This is a genomic window from Phenylobacterium kunshanense, assembly GCF_003254525.1.
Lineage (GTDB): Bacteria > Pseudomonadota > Alphaproteobacteria > Caulobacterales > Caulobacteraceae > Phenylobacterium > Phenylobacterium kunshanense.
In genome coordinates, this window is the sequence record NZ_QFYS01000002.1 from 660,665 (window position 1) to 677,521 (window position 16,857).

Annotated in this window: 17 protein-coding genes; 10 read left to right on the top strand and 7 right to left on the bottom strand. The window is 68.8% G+C overall.

Going from position 1 to position 16,857, the window contains the following annotated elements; translation table 11 throughout:
• Position 1 precedes the first annotated feature (1 nt).
• The gene (gene otsA / locus DJ019_RS07605; RefSeq protein ID WP_111275366.1) at positions 2-1,411 is read right to left on the bottom strand and encodes an alpha,alpha-trehalose-phosphate synthase (UDP-forming); all 1,410 of its coding nucleotides are present in this window, start codon (positions 1,409-1,411) and stop codon (positions 2-4) included.
• Positions 1,412-1,413: 2 nt separating this feature from the next.
• Positions 1,414-1,692, bottom strand: coding sequence for a response regulator (locus DJ019_RS20760; protein ID WP_205854102.1), 279 nt, complete (start codon positions 1,690-1,692; stop codon positions 1,414-1,416).
• Between the two features lie 207 nt (positions 1,693-1,899).
• Between DJ019_RS20760 and DJ019_RS07610 the strand changes: the two genes are divergently transcribed.
• The 7 genes from DJ019_RS07610 (at position 1,900) to DJ019_RS07640 (ending at position 9,626) form a co-directional block, all read left to right on the top strand.
• Positions 1,900-4,134 (top strand): arylsulfatase, encoded by a 2,235-nt coding sequence (locus DJ019_RS07610; RefSeq protein WP_111275367.1) that lies wholly within the window; start codon positions 1,900-1,902, stop codon positions 4,132-4,134.
• A 94-nt stretch (positions 4,135-4,228) separates the two neighbouring features.
• Entirely contained in the window at positions 4,229-5,461 is a 1,233-nt protein-coding gene (locus DJ019_RS07615) for a cytochrome P450 (protein ID WP_111275368.1), read from the top strand.
• A 43-nt stretch (positions 5,462-5,504) separates the two neighbouring features.
• The gene (locus DJ019_RS07620; RefSeq protein WP_111275369.1) at positions 5,505-5,939 is read left to right on the top strand and encodes an iron-sulfur cluster assembly scaffold protein; all 435 of its coding nucleotides are present in this window, start codon (positions 5,505-5,507) and stop codon (positions 5,937-5,939) included.
• The gene (locus DJ019_RS07625) at positions 5,939-6,232 is read left to right on the top strand and encodes a YciI family protein (RefSeq protein WP_111275370.1); all 294 of its coding nucleotides are present in this window, start codon (positions 5,939-5,941) and stop codon (positions 6,230-6,232) included. Before DJ019_RS07620 ends, DJ019_RS07625 begins: the two co-directional genes overlap by 1 nt.
• A 219-nt stretch (positions 6,233-6,451) precedes the next feature.
• On the top strand, positions 6,452-6,724 hold the full coding sequence (gene yidD, locus DJ019_RS07630; protein WP_111275523.1) for a membrane protein insertion efficiency factor YidD: 273 nt from the start codon (positions 6,452-6,454) through the stop codon (positions 6,722-6,724).
• Positions 6,721-8,697: a threonine--tRNA ligase gene (gene thrS / locus DJ019_RS07635; RefSeq protein ID WP_111275371.1), complete on the top strand. Its 1,977-nt coding sequence runs from the start codon at positions 6,721-6,723 to the stop codon at positions 8,695-8,697. The genes yidD and thrS overlap by 4 nt, the downstream gene beginning before the upstream one ends.
• Complete coding sequence (locus DJ019_RS07640; RefSeq protein ID WP_111275372.1) at positions 8,694-9,626, top strand: glycosyltransferase family 2 protein; 933 nt, start codon at positions 8,694-8,696, stop codon at positions 9,624-9,626. Before thrS ends, DJ019_RS07640 begins: the two co-directional genes overlap by 4 nt.
• Here DJ019_RS07640 and DJ019_RS07645 read toward each other — a convergent pair.
• The 3 genes from DJ019_RS07645 to DJ019_RS07655 are packed head-to-tail and all read right to left on the bottom strand — an operon-like array spanning position 9,623 to position 12,812.
• Positions 9,623-10,168 carry a hypothetical protein gene (locus DJ019_RS07645; RefSeq protein ID WP_111275373.1) on the bottom strand — a complete coding sequence of 182 codons (546 nt, stop codon included), beginning with the start codon at positions 10,166-10,168 and terminating at the stop codon, positions 9,623-9,625. The genes DJ019_RS07640 and DJ019_RS07645 overlap by 4 nt on opposite strands.
• Before the next feature lie 47 nt (positions 10,169-10,215).
• Complete coding sequence (locus tag DJ019_RS07650) at positions 10,216-11,133, bottom strand: hydroxymethylglutaryl-CoA lyase (RefSeq protein WP_111275374.1); 918 nt, start codon at positions 11,131-11,133, stop codon at positions 10,216-10,218.
• A complete protein-coding gene (locus tag DJ019_RS07655) occupies positions 11,130-12,812 on the bottom strand; it encodes an ArnT family glycosyltransferase (protein ID WP_111275524.1) in 1,683 nt (560 codons plus the stop codon). Before DJ019_RS07655 ends, DJ019_RS07650 begins: the two co-directional genes overlap by 4 nt.
• 58 nt (positions 12,813-12,870) lie before the next feature.
• On the opposite strand from DJ019_RS07655, the gene DJ019_RS07660 reads away from it, so the two are divergent.
• The 3 genes from DJ019_RS07660 (at position 12,871) to DJ019_RS07670 (ending at position 15,693) form a co-directional block, all read left to right on the top strand.
• A complete protein-coding gene (locus tag DJ019_RS07660) occupies positions 12,871-13,608 on the top strand; it encodes a glycosyltransferase family 2 protein (RefSeq protein ID WP_111275375.1) in 738 nt (245 codons plus the stop codon).
• Between the two features lie 132 nt (positions 13,609-13,740).
• Complete coding sequence (locus DJ019_RS07665) at positions 13,741-14,052, top strand: DNA-binding protein (protein ID WP_111275376.1); 312 nt, start codon at positions 13,741-13,743, stop codon at positions 14,050-14,052.
• Between the two features lie 132 nt (positions 14,053-14,184).
• The gene (locus DJ019_RS07670) at positions 14,185-15,693 is read left to right on the top strand and encodes a methyl-accepting chemotaxis protein (RefSeq protein ID WP_111275377.1); all 1,509 of its coding nucleotides are present in this window, start codon (positions 14,185-14,187) and stop codon (positions 15,691-15,693) included.
• Position 15,694: 1 nt separating this feature from the next.
• Here the strand turns inward: DJ019_RS07670 and DJ019_RS07675 are convergent, their stop codons facing one another.
• Both DJ019_RS07675 and phaR read right to left on the bottom strand, forming a co-directional pair.
• Entirely contained in the window at positions 15,695-16,030 is a 336-nt protein-coding gene (locus DJ019_RS07675) for a hypothetical protein (RefSeq protein ID WP_111275378.1), read from the bottom strand.
• 32 nt (positions 16,031-16,062) lie between these two features.
• Complete coding sequence (phaR, locus tag DJ019_RS07680) at positions 16,063-16,686, bottom strand: polyhydroxyalkanoate synthesis repressor PhaR (protein WP_111275379.1); 624 nt, start codon at positions 16,684-16,686, stop codon at positions 16,063-16,065.
• Between the last annotated feature and the right edge of the window lie 171 nt (positions 16,687-16,857).

Consider the following 16,857-nt stretch of genomic DNA (forward strand, 5'->3'; position numbering starts at 1 on the left):
CCTAGGTCGCGACAAGGGCGGGCGTTGAGCTCGCGTTCGGCGACGCTTCCAGAGCGTGAACGAACGAGTCCCGCCAGTGCGTCACGTCTTGGGTGATCACGTTCTGCATCAGCGTTTCCCATCGGCGAATCCGCTCGGCGCGCGGCATCGCCAGCCCGCGGGAGATGGCGTCCGAGACTTCCTCCCGACTGTGCGGGTTCACGAGAAGCGCGTCCGCAAGCTGTTCGGCGGCCCCGGCGAACTTTGAAAGCACGAGGACGCCCGGATCCGTCGGATCCTGAGCCATCACATATTCCTTGGCCACGAGGTTCATCCCGTCGCGCAGCGGCGTGACCAGGCCCAGGGCTGCCGATCGGTAGAACCCCGCCAGCTCATCACGACGATAGGCCCGGTTCACGTAGCGAAGCGGCACCCAGTCGACAGTCGCGTAGGCGCCGTTTATGCGCCCCGCCACCGCGTCCAGCCGCGCGCGGATGTCCTGGTAGGCGTCGACCTCGTCGCGGCTGGGCGTTGCGATCTGCAGCATGAACACCTGCTCGTGCGCATCGGCATGCGTCGCAAGAAATTGCTCGTAGGCCAGGAACCGCTCTTCGAGTCCCTTCGAATAGTCGAGGCGATCCACGCCGATGATCATGCGCCGGCCGGCCTGGCTGACAGTCATGCGCTCGGACCAGGTCGCTGCAGTCTTGCCTTTCGCGGCATCGGCGAAGGCGCTGGCGTCGAGTCCGATCGGAAAGGCGTCCAGCTTGACGCTTCGGCCGAGCACCCTCGCTGTCCCGTCCGGGGCGAGTTCTCCGCCCGCGGTCTGAACCACGTAGTCCTGGAAGGCGGTGAGCGAATCCCGCGTCTGAAAGCCGACCAGATCATAGTCGAATAGCGACGCCGCCAGCTCCCGATGGTTCGGAAGCGATTCAAAGATGCGCCGCGCCGGCCACGGGATGTGCAGAAAGAAGCCGATGCGGTTCATGCAGCCGCGCCGCCGCAATTCGCTGGCGAGCGGGATCAGGTGGTAGTCGTGCACCCAGACGATGTCGTCCGGATGCAGCAGCGGCAGGAGCGTCTCCGCGAACCGGGCATTGACGCGGACATAGCCCACGTCGAACGACCGTTCGTAGGCGGTCAGGTCCGTGCGATAGTGGAACAGCGGCCACAGCGTCCGGTTGGCGTAGCCGTTGTAGTATTCTTGGATGTCCTGGTCCTCGAGGTCGACGGTCGCCACCGTCACGCCAGCGGTGTGTGACATCCGGATCTGCCCGGTGAAGGTCTCGGCCGTCTCTCCGCTCCAGCCAAACCAGATGCCGCTGTATTCGCGCAGGGCCGCGGAGAGCGCCATGGCGAGCCCGCCCACACTGGCGACGTTCTCGTCGACCGGTGCGCTAACGCGGTTCGAGACCACGACCAGGCGGGGCACGTTCAGCCGCCCGCGACCACCAGCGACGGTACGCCCCAGGTGTCGCGAAGTTCGTCAGCCAGTTCACGTCCGCTGCGCACGCCCCCCAGGTCCTCGTTCACGATCGCAATATCGGCGGGAATCTGCGCCGCCATCGCGAGGGCGACGGATGCGCGATCAGCAACAACAATGGGATTGTGTCCGCGACTATGCAGGTGGGAAAGTATCGTGTTCGCCATATCTGGGCATGTGCATGCAACCAAGACATTTGCGGATTTATACTGCGAGTCGATATGGTCCAAAATCCTGAGCATATTGATTATCTAGTGGGATTTGTCGCCAAGCTCAAACGCGTCGATCTAACGATCGTGTGATTGAGACTGGAAGGTGACTTCCAGGGGCGGGGCGCGGGCGCTGCAGAGCCGCAATCACCTCGGTCCATCACCCTTGGCGTCCGAGGGACGCTCGGTCATTGTGGCGCTCCAAGTGTCAGAAATCAGGGGGGAGCGATGGCGGCGCGGATCGGTCGTACGGTGGCGGAATCGACGCCCGAGTGGCCGGATCCGCCCCGGCCGCCGAAGGGCGCGCCGAACATCCTGGTGATCCTGTTCGACGACGTAGGGTTCTCGGACTTCGGCTGCTACGGCTCTCCGATCCGTACGCCCAACATCGACCGGCTGGCGGCCGAGGGCCTGCGGTACGCCGGCTTTCACACCACGGCCATGTGCTCGACCACGCGCGCGGCGCTGCTAACCGGGCGCAACCACCACTCGGTGGGCGTCGGCTGCCTGGCCAACTTCGACAGCGGCTATCCGGGCTATCGAGGCAAGATCGCCAAGGAGGCCGGCACGCTGCCCGAGATGCTGCGGCCGCACGGCTACCGGAACTACATGGTCGGCAAGTGGCATGTGACCCCGCTGACCGAGACGGGGCCATCGGGGCCCTTCGACGGCTGGCCGCTGGGGCGCGGCTTCGACCGCTACTACGGCTTCATGGACGCCGAGACGGACCAGTATTCGCCCGAGCTGGTCCGGGACAACACGCCGATCACGCCGCCAGGAACCTTCGAGACCGGCTACCACCTGACCGAAGACCTGGTGGATCAGTCGATCCGCTACATCGCCGACCACATCGCGGACGCGCCGCAGACGCCGTGGCTGCTTTGGCTGGCCCCCGGCGCCTGCCATGCGCCGCACCAGGCGCCGGCCGACCTGATCAAGAGCTATGACGAGGTCTTCGCCCACGGCTGGGACGTGGAGCGCGAGCAGCGCCTGGCGCGCCAGAAGGCCATGGGCCTCGTGCCACCCGACACCCGGCTGCCCGAGCGCAACGAGGGCGTGCGGCCCTGGGACAGCTACTCGGAGGACGAGCGCCGCGTCTTCACCCGGCTGCAGAGCGCCTTCGCCGGGATGTTGGACCACACTGATCAGCACATCGGCCGGCTGGTCGACTTCCTGGAAAGGGCGGGCGTGCGAGACGACACGCTGATCATCGTGATGAGCGACAACGGCGCGTCGCAGGAGGGCGGGCCGCTGGGCTTCGTGAACGCCATGGGGCCGTTCAACTTCCGCGGCGAGCCCATGGCGGAGAAGCTGGCCCGGCTCGACGACATCGGCGGGCCGGACACCCACTCGAACTTCCCGCACGGCTGGGCGATGGCGTCCAACACGCCGTTGCGCCGCTACAAGCAGAACACCCACGGGGGCGGCATCCGCGACCCGCTGGTGATTTCCTGGCCGAAGGGAATCCCGGCTTGTGGCGAGGTGCGGCCCCACTTCGCCCATGCCAGCGATCTCGTGCCGACGCTGCTGGACCTCATCGGCGTCACCCCGCCCGCGCAGGTCAACGGCGTGCCGCAAATGCCGCTGGAGGGCGTGAGCTTCGCGGCGAGCCTGAAGGACCTCGCCGCCCCGCCCCGCGGCAAGGCGCAGTATTTCGAGATGTTCGGCCACCGGGGCCTCTGGAAGGACGGCTGGAAGGCTGTGGCGTTCCACCCGCCGGGCGCGCCGTTCGACGCCGACCAATGGGAGTTGTTCCACCTGGACGCGGATTTCTCCGAGACCGACGACCTGGCGGCCAAGCACCCCGAACGGTTGAAGGCGCTGGTCGACGAGTGGTGGCGCGTGGCCGAGGCCAGCCAGGTGCTGCCGCTGGACGACCGCTTCGGCCCGCGCTTCGCCGAGAACTCGGCGCGGTTCCACGGCGCGCGGCGCAGGTTCGTCTTCCACAAGGGCATGGGGCACCTGCCCACCGATGTCGCCCCCGACGTGCGGGCCCGGACCTATCGCATCGAGGCCGAGGTGCGGCTGAAGGGCGGAGAACAGGGCGTGCTGCTGGCGCACGGCGACGCCACAAGCGGCTACAGCCTCTATCTCAAGGACGGCCGGCTGCATCACACCCTGAACATCGGCGGTCAGAAGACCACGGTGAGTTCGGACCGGCCCGTCCCGGCGACGGCCACGCGGCTGGGCATGGTCTCGCAGGCGACTGGCGAGGGGCTGAACCGTACATTCACCCTGACCATCGACGGGGAGCCGGCAGGCGAGGGGCTGGCGACGACCGGGTTCGTCATCCTGATTTCCTGGTCGGGCCTGGACATCGGCCTCGACCGCGGGAGCCCGGTCGCGGACTATCCGGCGCCGTTCGCCTTCACCGGCGACCTGCGCAAGGTCACGGTGAGCATGGACGACGACCAGGAACTGGACGGCGAGGCGGTGGGCGAGGCGGAGATGGCCCGACAGTAGCGGCCGCGCTTGCCTCACGCGCTTTCCTGGTCGAAGCTGACGCCGGTGTCATTTTCAAGAGGCGGACGAACCGCCCTGATGGAGGAAGCCGGCCGTGAACGATCGCCCCCTGCCGACCCTGTTCGAACTCACGCCGCTGAACGAGGCCTTCCGCGTCGATCCGCACGGGCTGCTGGATGACCTGCGCAGCCGCTGTCCCGCCCATGCCGATCCGGTGTCGGGCAGCCTGGTGCTGACCCGCTACGCCGACGTCCGAGCGGTGGTGAACAATCGCGAGCTCTGGCGCGATCCGGTCCGCGCAGAGGAAGGCGCGGTGCTGCAGCGCCGCCTGATCGCCGAGACCGACCTCAGCAAGCCGCGCACCAGCACTACCAGTATCCTGATGCTGGACGACCCCGACCACGCCCGCGTGCGCCAGCCGTTGTCCCAGGCGCTGTACGCCCGGGTGGCGAAGTTCAAACCGGAGGTGGAGCGGATCGTCGACGAGGCGCTGGATCGCTTCCCCGCGAAGGGTGAGGTCGACCTGATGGCGGCCTTCTGCGTCCCGATCCCGATCGACGTCATCGCCTCGATCCTGGGCGTCGACCATGACCGCCTGGCCGAATTCCGCGAGTGGTCCGAGGGCGTGATCCAGGGGCTCAATCCCCTGCGGACGCCCGAGCAGACGGCCCAGATGGAGGCCGCCAGCGAGGCGCTCAGCGCCTACTTCACCGAGGCGATGGAGGATCGCCGGGCCAGGCCGCGCGACGACCTCATCTCGGACATGGTGCAGCTTCAGGCGGCAGGCGCGCCGCTCTCGGACGACGAGCTGCGCATCAATCTCACCGCCCTGCTGGTGGGCGGCAACCTGACCACCACGGACCTGATCGGCAACGCGGTTCGGCTCCTGCTGCTGAATCCAGCCGAGCTGGCCAAGCTCAAGGCCGATCCGGGCATCATCAATGCGGTGGTGGAGGAGACCCTGCGCTACGAGCCGCCCGTCGATATCACCGGGCGCATCGTATCGGGCGATCTGGAGGTCGGCGGCTGTCCGATGCGGGCGGGCCAGGCGATCACCGTCTCGTTGCGCAGCGCCAACCGCGATCCTGAGATGTTCGACGATCCGCACCGTTTCGACGTCAGCCGCAAGCACAAGCCGCACGTGGCGTTCGGCGGCGGTTCTCACATCTGCATCGGCGCCCCGCTCGCCCGGCTGGAGGCGCAGGTTGCGCTGACGCGCCTTTTCGCACGGTTCCCCGATCTGAAGCTGGCCGATCCCGACGCGACGCCGGCCTGGCGCACGCTGCCGTTCTTCCGAGGGATGGAGCGCCTCCCGGTCATCGTCTGACGCGGGGTTTGACAAGGTCGCCGTCCGTGACGACCTAGGGGGCATGATCGACGACCTCTATTCGGCGAAGCTGCTGCGGCTCGCGGCCGAGACTCCGCGCATCGGGCGGCTGGCCGATCCTGACGCCACGTCGGAGAAGGTCTCGAAGCTGTGCGGCAGCCGGGTCGTCGTGGACGTGAAGGTCGACGGGGACCGCGTGACGGACTTCGCCCAGGACGTTAAGGCCTGCGCGCTCGGTCAGGCGGCCGCCTCGGTGCTGGGCGCGCACGTGGTGGGCGCCAGTCTCGCGGAACTTGAAGACGCCCGGGATCGCTTCAAGGCCATGCTGAAGGCGGGCGGACCTGCGCCGGAAGGGCGTTTCTCGGATCTGGCTTTGCTCGCGCCGGTGAAGGACTATCCGGCCCGTCACACTTCGACCCTGCTTGCGTTCGAGGCGGCGGCGGAGGCGGTGCGTAACGCCGTGGCGCGGAGGACCTGATGCCGGACTTCATCTTCCTGATGCATGACGACGCGCCCGGCGACGGCGGCCTGGACTGGGACCCCTATCTGACGCGGTTGCGGGAGACGGGCGTCTATCAGGGCGGCAGCGCGATCGGCCGAGGCGCTTGCGTGAAGAAGTCGGGCGGCGCGCCCGAGCCGACGGCGCACATTTCGGGCTTCGTGCGGGTTGCGGCGCGGGACTTCGACCACGCCCGCGCCCTGCTGGCCGGCAACCCGGTGTTCGAGGCCGGCGGCACCGTGGAAATTCGAGAATTGCCGCTCACCAGCTAGCTTCCGCGGCGGCGGGCCGGTTCCGTTCCCGGGCGTCGCGTGGTAAAGGGCGCGCCTCAGCCTCGCTTGGTCCGCCATGTTTCGCCTGACGAACATTGCCGCTTTCCGGGCCCGGACGCTCACGCCGTCGGGGACGGCTGGCACGCGAACTACTACCGCCGGCGCGGCTTGAACCTCTCGGGGTCCCCGCGGGACCTGCAATCGCAAGCCGCGGCCGGCATGAGCTTTTACGAGAGATGCGTCAGAGGGGGCCTCAAGGCCTACAAGCTGACGCTTTCCCCGTTGATCGGGCGGAACTGCCGATTTGCCCCGACCTGTTCGGAGTACGCGGCGGAAGCCCTGATCGGACACGGTCCCTTGCGCGGAAGCTGGCTTACCGTGAAGCGGCTGTGTCGCTGTCATCCCTGGGGTGGTTCGGGCTGGGACCCGCCGCCGCCTCCGCGCCATATGGGCAAGGCCCGGGCGCGCGACTGGAAGTGTGAAGAGACATGATCGACCTGATTTTCCCCGATGGCTCCAAACGCGAGTACGAGCCCGGGACGACGGGCAAGCAGGTGGCGGCGTCGATCGCCCCCTCGCTGGCCAAGCGCGCCGTGCTCATCAAGCTGGACGGCGAGCTGCTGGACGTGGATCGCCCCCTCGCGAAGGGCGGCCAGTTCGAGATCCTCTCCCGCGAGAGCCCAGAGGCGCTCGAGACGATCCGGCATGACGTCAGCCACATCCTGGCCGAGGCGGTGCAGGAGCTGTTCCCCGGCACGCAGGTGACCATCGGCCCGGCGATCGAGGATGGCTTCTACTACGACTTCGCGCGCGACGAGCCGTTCAGCCTGGACGACCTCGCCAAGATCGAACAGCGCATGAAGGAGATCGTCGACCGTGACGAGCCGATCGTGCGCGAGGAGTGGGACCGCGACGAAGCGATCGCCCACTTCAAGTCGATCGGGGAGCACTACAAGGCCGAGATCATCGGCGCCATTCCGGCCGGCGAGGCGGTCAGCGTCTATCGCCAGGGACAGTGGAAAGACCTCTGCCGCGGCCCGCACCTGCCGTCGACGAAGGCGGCGGGCAAGGCGTTCAAGCTGACCAAGCTGGCCGGCGCCTACTGGCGCGGCGACCACCGCAACCCGATGCTCCAGCGCATCTACGGCACGGCCTGGGCGAGCGATGCGGACCTCGAGGCGTACCTGAAGCGCGTCGAGGAGGCGGAGAAGCGCGACCACCGCAAGATCGGCCGGACCATGGACCTTTTCCATATGCAGGAAGAGGGCAAGGGCATGGTCTTTTGGCACGAGAAGGGCCTGACGCTCTGGCGAACGGTCGAGGCCTATATGCGCCGCCGCCTGGAGGCTGCGGGTTACGTCGAGGTGCGGACGCCGCAGGTCCTGGACCGGGTCTTCTGGGAGAAGTCCGGACACTGGGAGAACTACCGCCCCAACATGTTCGTCTGCGAGACGGAGGAGGGCGAGGAACTCTCCCTCAAGCCGATGAACTGCCCGGGCCATGTGCAGATCTTCAAGTTCGGCCAGAAATCCTACCGCGACCTGCCCCTGCGCATGGCCGAGTTCGGCGCCTGCCACCGCTACGAGCCGTCGGGCGCCCTGCACGGCCTGATGCGTGTGCGCGCCTTCACGCAGGACGACGCCCACATCTTCTGCCGCGAGGACCAGATCGTCGAGGAGGTGGCGGAGTTCATCAAGCTGGCTTCCTCGATCCACGAGGATTTCGGGCTGACGCGCGACCACATCACGCTCGGTACGCGTCCGTCGCCGCGGGCCGGCACCGACGAATTCTGGGATATGGCCGAGGCCCAGCTGCTGAACGCCGCTCGCATGGCGGGCGTTGAGCCGGTCGTCGCCGCGGGCGATGGTGCGTTCTATGCGCCGAAGCTCGACTTCCAGCTTAAGGACGCCATCGGCCGGACGTGGACGTGCGGGACGATCCAGAATGACTACGTGCTGCCCGAGCGCCTCGGCGCCGAGTACGTGGCCGAGGACGGGTCGAAGCAGCGGCCGGTCATGCTGCACCGGGCGATCTGCGGCTCGCTGGAGCGCTTCATCGGGGTTCTGATCGAGAACTTCGCCGGGGCGTTCCCGCTCTGGCTGGCGCCGACGCAGGTGGTGGTGACGACGATCACCTCGGACGCCGACGACTATGCGCGGAAAGCCGTCGAGGCGCTGAAAGCCCAGGGCCTTCGGGTCGAGATCGACCTGCGGAACGAGAAGATCAACTACAAGATCCGCGAGCACAGCCTGGCCAAGGTCCCGGTCATCGCCGTGGTCGGCCGCCGCGAGGCGGAGGAGGGCAAGGTCGCCCTGCGTCGCCTGGGTTCGGACCGGCAGGAGATCCTGACGCTGGGTGAGGCCGTGAACGTGCTTGCCACCGAGGCGACTCCGCCGGACATTGCCCGCCAGCGACGGGACGTGCCCGCGGCTGCGGGGACAGCCGCCGTTGGGGAGCCTGGATGAACGGCATCGCCGCACCGCTGGTGGCTGCCGAACCGGCATTGACTTCCGGCGCGCTGCGGCCCCGTCGCAGCGTTTCGGTCGTCATGGTCGTCTACATGACGGGCGAGGCGCTGAAGCAGAGCCTCGCCTGCGTGCTGGCCGACCCGCTGGTGGATGAGCTCGTCGTCGTCGACAACGGCTCCACCCCCGTGGAGGCGGCTCATCTGCGCGACCTGGCGGGGCGCGATGACCGCGTCACGCTCGTCGAAGGGCAGGGCAATGTGGGGTTCGCGCGGGGGGCCAACCTCGGCGCCCGCGCGGCGCGCGGCGACCTGATCGTCTTCCTCAACCCCGACGCCTTCCTGCAGCCAGGGTGCATCGCCGCCCTAGCGCGTGAGATCGAGGGGCGGCCGGTTCCCAGCCTGGTGGGAGGGCGGGTCCTGAACGCCGACCGCACCGAACAGCGCGGGGCGCGCCGAGGCGAGATCACGCCGATGAGCGCCCTGCTCTCCATGAGCGGCCTAGCGCGCGGATCGTCGCTGGGACGCTACGAAGTGCACTGGGAAGGCGAAGCCTTGCCTGACGAGGCGCTAGAGGTGCCGACTATCTCGGGGGCGTGTTTCTGCATGCGCCGCGAGGATTTCGACCGCGTTGGCGGGTTCGACGAGGACTACTTCCTGCACGTGGAGGACGTCGACCTGTGCTGGCGCGTGCGACGCGAGGGCGGCCAGGTGCTGTTCCACCCGAAGGCCGAGGTGATCCACATCGGCGGCACCAGCCAGACGAGCCCATTGAAGGTGGAGTTCCACAAGGGCGTGGGCCTTGCGCGCTACTTCCGCAAGCGCGCCGGAAACGCCCGCCAACGCGTCGCGGCATGGGCGCTATCGCCCCTGGTCATCGCGGCTGCGGTGGCGCGGCCGCTCCTGAGGCGGGCGAACCCCAGGGGTTAGTCCCGCGGCGCGGGTTCAACCAGCCGCAACCCTGGCGTTTCGGCGATGCATTGGCGCAGAAGCCCCTCGTTCGACCCCGCGATGAGCAGGACCCGTTGCCCGGGGGTGACCCGACGGGCGAGGCTGGCGCAGAGGGCGAAGTTTCGACGGTAGCCGGCCGTCAGGGCATCGGCGCAGGGGACGGCGCCCTGGCCCTCCACCATCGTCCGATAGAAGGCTTCGTCACGGGCGCGTCGCGCCGGATTGTGCAGCAGGCGCTCTGACGCCGGCCAGCACGACGCAAGCTGGGGGCGCGTGCAGCCGAGGCGATCGTTGGCGCATGCCTCGAGGCAGACGTGCCGGGCGCCCAACCGATCGGCAAGCTGACGGGCAAGCCCGACGTCCTCGAGCGTCGTGGCGACGACGTCCGGGGCGAAGGGAGCCGCCGCCGCTTCAGCTTCGCCGGGCGCGACGACCAGAACCGCGACATGTTGCAGGGCGCGCGGAGCGGTGACCGCCGCCGTGGCGGTGACGCGGGCGAGCAGGGGGCTGACCGTATGCATGGGTGCGCCTTTACCGCCGCGGTCCTGCAACCGACAGTTAAGTCTTCTTAAGGTCCGGCGGCCGGGCGCGCGATCGGAAAAGTCCCGGCGCGCGCCAGAGACGAGGCCGGCGGTTTCCCCAGCTTCTCGGACGCCCAATGGGCGATGTCGATGAGCTGGGACAGGTCATAGCCGGTCTCGAAACCGGCTCGCTCCAGCATGTAGACGAGATCCTCGGTGCCGATGTTGCCGGTGGCGTTGGGGGCGAACGGACAGCCGCCCAGGCCGCCGACGCTGGCGTCCAGGATGTCGACCCCCGCCTCGACGCCCGCGAACGCGTTGGCGAGACCGGTGTTGCGGGTGTCGTGGAAGTGCAGGCGCAGCGGGATGTGGCCGGCGGCCTTCTTCGCCGCCTCGACGCGCCGCCGGACGGTCCAGGGATCGGCGACGCCGATGGTGTCGGCCAGGGCGATCTCGGCGACGCGCATGTCGGCGGCGGCCTTCACGATCTCGATGACGCGATCTTCGGGGACCTCGCCGTCGAACGGGCAGCCGAAGGCCACCGAGACGGTCAGGGTGACCGGCGGCTCCTCCTTGCGGCGGACGCCCATGATGTGAGCCAGGGTCGCGACCTGCTCCTCGACCGAGGCGCCCTGGTTGCGGATTCCGAAGCCGTCGCTGGCGCAGACCACCACATTGGCCTCGTCGCAGCCGGCCTCGACGCACCGCTCCCAGCCTCGCAGGTTCAGCACCAGGCCGATCCGGGACCGGCCCTCCTTATGCGGCAGCGCGGCCATGATCTCTTCCGCGCCGGCCATCTGGGGCACGCGCTTGGGATTCACGAACGAGACCACTTCCATGCGCCGCGCGCCCGCGGCCTCGAGGCGCCGGATCATCTCCAGCTTGTCGCCGACTTCCAGCAGGGTTTTCTCGTTCTGCAGCCCATCGCGGGGGCCGACTTCCACGATCTCGATACGCCGGCTCATGGCCCTGCCTCACTCACATCGACGTCGGGAGCCACATAGACCCGGAGCGTCAGTTCATCACCCTTGGAGTAGTTGATCCCGCGGATCACGGCGACTTCTCGCGCCTTGCCGCCACGGACGGCAAGCGCCGCACGGAAAGCCGCCTCCTCGCGCTGCTCGACGATGGCCGGCCGATGCTCGACCACCGCCTGGGCCGCTTCCGCCGCGCCCTCGAGCTCAGTCGCCGTCCCGAGGGCGAAGACCAGGCTGGGTTCGGCGAATCCGGCGACGGCGACGGGCGCCTCCGCCAGACCCTGCCGTGGCAGCAGTCGCGCCTTGTCGAGGGCGGCTTCGAGGCGAGTGGAGAGCCACAGGGGCTCCAGCCGCGGCGCGAGGCCGGCGGCGAGGGCCGCATGCCCCAGAACGCCTAGCGCCAGGGCGACCGCCGTGGCCGCTCGCGGCGCGTCCCGAAGCATCAGATAGCCCCCGACGATCCCGGCCGCGGCGATCAACCCGCCAGCCAGGGTGGCGGCCCAGGCGTCCGAGGCGTCGGCATATAGGGAGAGCAGGTAGAAGACGCCCCCGGCCAGAGCCAGCCCGACGACGGCGCAGAGCCCCGCGCCCAACCATCGCGCCACTCTACCGATCGGTTCCGCCAGCGCGCGCGCCGAGAGCCAGGCCAGGGCGCCGTAGGCGGGCATGGTGTAGTGCGGCAGCTTGGTAGGCAGCAACTCGAACACCAGGAAGGTCGGAACCAGCCAGGCCAGGGCGAAGCGCACGCCCGGCTCGGCGCGATGGCGCCAGGCCGCGACGGCCGCAGCCGGCAGCAGCAGGGCCATGGGGAACGAGAGGATGGGCGTCAGCAGCAGGTGGTAGCCGGGCGGCGCGCCATGACTCTCCTGACCGCCGGCCAGCTTCGGCGCGAGATCGGCGCCAATGGCTTCGGTCCAGAACCCTCCGTCGGTGGCGACCGTCACGGCCCCGGCCCAGGGTCCGACCATCGCCAGGACGATGATCAGGCCCCACCACCACTTCAGGCCGGCCAGCCAGCCGGCGCGCCGATCCCAAAGCGCCAGCGTCAGCATCGCCAGGCCCACGACCATGGGCCCGACGGGTCCCTTGATCAGCACGGTGGCCGCCAGCGCGCCCCAGAAGGTCCAGATCACCCGCCGCGACGGGGCGACGCCTCCGCGGGAGGCGGCATAGATGCGGGCGAGGCAGGCCATGGCCAGCGTCGTCGCACCGAGCAGGGCCGCGTCGGTCTTGGCGATGAACGCTTCGGTGGAAACGAGGAAGCTCGCGCCCAGCAGGGCGCCGGCGATCAGGGCGGTACGCCGGTCGAAGAGTCCCGCCGCGCCCCAGGCGCAGGCCGCGGCGGCCAGCATGACGCCCACAAGCGAGGGGATGCGATAGGCCCAGATCTGCCGCGCTTCGGGACTGGAGAAGGTGGAGACGCTTGCCGCCTGGAGCCAGTGGATCCCCACGGGCTTCTTGAAGCGCGGCCCGTCCTGGAAGCGGATGACCACGAAGTCTCCACTCTCCAGCATCTGGGCCGTGGCCTGGGCGAACCGCGATTCGTCCCGATCGAGCGGCGGCATGGCCAGGAGGCCGGGGAGGCCGGCGACAAAGGCGATGAAGGCGGCGAGGGCGGGCCCCCGCCAGCCGCCGCTCCATTTCGACAGGGCGCTGTCCAGCGTCATGGCCCGCTGCATACCATGATCCTGTCGCGCGCCGCCTTTTCCGCTATGGAGGCGGACAATGGCTTCCTCGCCCGACATCCCACCCGAGATTTCCGTCGTCGTGCCCGTCTTCGACGAAGAGGGCGCGGCGCCGACCCTGGCGCGGGAGATCGCGGCGGCGTTCACGGGCCGGAACGCCGAGATCATCTTCGTCGATGACGCCAGCCGCGATGGCACCCGCGCCGCGCTGAAGGCGGTTGCGGCCGAGATCCCCCAGCTCCGGGTCGTCGGTCATCGCCGGAACGCGGGCCAGAGCCGCGCCATCCGGACGGGGGTCCTGGCGGCCCGCGCGCCGATCGTGGTCACTCTGGACGGCGATGGCCAGAACGACCCCGCCGACGGTCCGGCGCTGGTGGACTCCCTGCTCGCCGGGCCGCCCGAACTGGCCCTGGTCGGCGGGGAGAGGGTCAAGCGGCAGGACAGCCAGGCGAAGAAGCTGGCCTCGCGGATCGGCAACGGGGTCCGCAAACGCCTGCTGAAGGACGCGGCCAACGACACCGGCTGTGGCCTGAAGGCCTTCCGGCGCGAAGCATTCCTGCGGCTTCCGTACTTCGACCACATCCACCGGTACCTGCCGGCCCTGATGCTCCGTGAAGGGTACAGGGTCGACTTTCGCCCCGTGAACCACCGTCACCGCCAGACGGGACGCTCGAAGTACACCAACCTCGGCAGGCTTACGGCGTCGCTCTCCGATCTGGTCGGCGTGATGTGGCTGCAGTCGCGGGCCCGCGATCCCGGCGGCGCCGACGAGCTCTAGGTGAGGGCCGAGAGGAGCAGCGTCACGACCGCGACGTCGACGAAGCGAGACAGGAAGATGAGCATCTGCGGGTCCGTGGCGGTGAGGTCCGAACACGGTTAAGCAAGTCCGGCGCCACAGGAGCCGCCCGGCATGGCCCTCTTCTTCGACGCCCCCTGGTTCGACGAAAAGCTCGCGGAACGCGGCCTTTCCCGCAGTGTGATGGCGGCGGTGGCCGGACTCGGCGAGGACGAACTGGCCCTGGTCTTCAAGGACCAGAGGGAACTTTCCGCCGGGCAGGTGGCGGCCTTTGCCGAGTTGCTGGGCGTGCCGGCGGGCGAGGTCGCGGATCGCGCCGGTGTCTCGACGCCAGCGCCTCGGGCCGCCAACGCCATCGACGCCAGGGTGGCGGAGCTGGAACGTCGTGTCGCGGCGCTGGAAGAACGGCTCGCGCGGCTGGCCTGATCGCGCGCGGGCCCGCATGCGACCGCCCGCCGCACCCGTTCCGAGGCTGGCTTAGGGGGTCCTTCACCCGCGAGACGCAAGGTCCCCGTCGACATCCTGCGCGGTTGATTCGCGCGAGCGCCTGAGGACCCGATGCCCACGACGATCAAAGCCCGCATGCGCCTCTCCTGGGCCGCCGGCATTCTTGCGGTCCTGGGTCTGGTCGGATTGAACGTCGTGCTGCTCTGGCTTGGCCAGGAAGCGGCCACAGAGCCGGCCCTGCGCGACGGCCTCAGGCTGGCGATGTGGATCAGCGCGGGGGCCGGTGCGGCGATGGTCGTGGGCGCTATTTTCGGCGTCGCGTTCTTCGAGCGCCTGATCGTCCATGCGATCGAGCGCCTGTCGGTGTCCATGCGACGGCTCGCGGACGGAGACTACCAGGCCGAGGTCGCTGGCGCAGATCGGCGCGACGAGATCGGCGACATGGTCCGCAGCGTGCTGGTGTTCCGTGAAAACGGTCGAGAGCGCGCCCGTCTCCAGGCCGAAGCGTCCGAGATGCACCTGCAGGTGGAACGGCAACTCAAGGAGACCGAGGCGGCCTTCGAGGCGGCGGGCCGCGAACAGAAGCGGGTCGTGCAGGCGATGGCGCGTGAGCTGTCGCGCCTGGCCGCCGGCGACCTCAGCGCACGGCTGAACGAGACCGTGGCGAGCGAGTACGAGGAGCTCAAGTCCGATTTCAATCGCGCCGTGGAGGCGTTGGAGGGCGTCGTGGTGACCCTGTCGGCGGCCGCCGGCGGCATCGGCTCGGGCGCGGGCCAGATGGCCCAGGCGGCGGACGAACTCGCCCGACGCACCGAGCAGCAGGCTGCGAGTCTGGTCGAGACGGCGGCGGCGGTCGAGGAGATCACCTCTGCTGTGAAGAGCACGGCCGGCAGCGCCCGTCAGGCCACCGCGGCCATGGACCAGGTGCGCGGCGAGGCCCAGACGTCGAGCGAGGTCGTCCGCAGCGCGGTCGAGGCCATGAGCCAGATCGAGACCTCCTCGCACGAGATCACCAAGATCATCGGCGTGATCGACGAGATCGCCTTCCAGACCAACCTGCTGGCGCTGAACGCCGGGGTTGAGGCCGCTCGCGCGGGCGACGCGGGCAAGGGCTTTGCGGTCGTGGCCTCCGAAGTCCGGGCCCTGGCCCAGCGCTCGGCCGAGGCCGCCAAGGAGATCAAGGCCCTGATCGCCGCCTCGACCGAGCAGGTGGAGGTCGGTGTGGGCATGGTGGGCCGGACGGGGGAAGTGCTGCAGCGGATCGCCTCGCAGGTGACCGCCGTCGATGCGCTCGTGGCCCAGATCTCGGCGTCCGCCCAGGAGCAGGCCACCGGCCTCCAGGAGGTCAACACCGCGGTCAACCAGATGGATCAGGTCGTCCAGCAGAACGCCGCCATGGTGGAGCAGACGACCGCCGCCACCCATGCGCTGAACGGTGAGGCCCGCGAGCTGGCTGGCCTGGTCGGCCGGTTCAAGACGAGCCAGCCGGCGGGCCGACCTCAAGTCGTGGCCCCGGTTCCGGCCGCGCGTCGTCCAGCGCCGGCCAATCCGGTTCATGCGGCGCGCGAGAAGATCGCCGCCTTCGCAGGCGGCGGCTCCAGCGATTGGACCGAGTTCTGATCTAGATGTCGGTGCGCGTGCGGCGGCCGCTCCGCGCCCGGCGGTCGAAGCTGCCTGACCATTCGACGCGGTTGTAGGCGACGCGGGCGGTGTCCAGCAGGGGCGGGCCAGCCCTCAGGCCCCGCCGCTCTCCGCTCTGGGCCATGAGCTGCGCGGCGACTTCGCACTCACCCTGGCGGAACTCGCGGCGCGGCGGACGCTGGTACGGACCGGGCGCTCCCACTGGGACGGGCAGGTTCACGACGTCGGTCGCCGGCTCTTCGGCGCGATCGGACTCCGTCCGCGCCGTGCGGCGCGAGTGGGTCACCCTGCGGACGCGATCAATGCGGGACATCATGTCGCACAACCTGCAATGCGTGGGCCACAACCTCAGCCTTTCGCCAGCTTGTCCAGCTGAGCCTGCATCTCAGCCATCTGCTTACGTAAGGCCGTCAGAGCTTCGTCGTTCCCCGCCTCGGCCCGGGGCGACGCGGGGGGCTGCTCCTCCGTCCGCGCAGGTGGCGCGTAGGCGAAGGGCGAGAACATCTTCATGGCCCGGTCGAACAGCTGAAGGTTCTGCCGGATCTGGTCTTCATAGGCCGCGATGCCCCCCGCCTGACCGAAGCCTGCAAGCTGGTTGCGCAGCCGTTCCTGCTGCTGCGTGAAGCTGGCCAGAGACAATTCCAGATAGCTGGGCAGGAACGCCTGCATCGAATTGCCGTAGAAGCTGATCAGTTGCCGCAGGAACTGGATCGGCAGAAGGCTCTGACCCTGGCTCTTCTCTTCTTCTTCGAAGATAATCTGAGTCAGGACTGTCCGAGTGATGTCTTCATTGGTCTTGGCGTCATAGACGACGAAGTCGACGCCCTGTTTCACCATGTCGGCCAGATGCTCCAGCGTCACGTAGCTGGAGGAGGCGGTGTTGTAGAGCCGCCGGTTCGCATACTTCTTGATGACGACGCGCTCGCCGGCGGCGCCACGGGCGCCCGCGCCGCTCTCCTGGGTGTCGGCCATCCCTAATCCTTGTACGCGGCGGCGATTCCCCGCCGACCATTCTGCAACGCAGTATCGCGGATGCGAGCGCATAAGCAAATGCCATCAACCAATTGGTAACCTCTGGCTTGCCCTGCCGCCGGCGCCAGCCGATAGAAGAGGCCGGGCCGACCGGAAAAACTCAGGGATCTC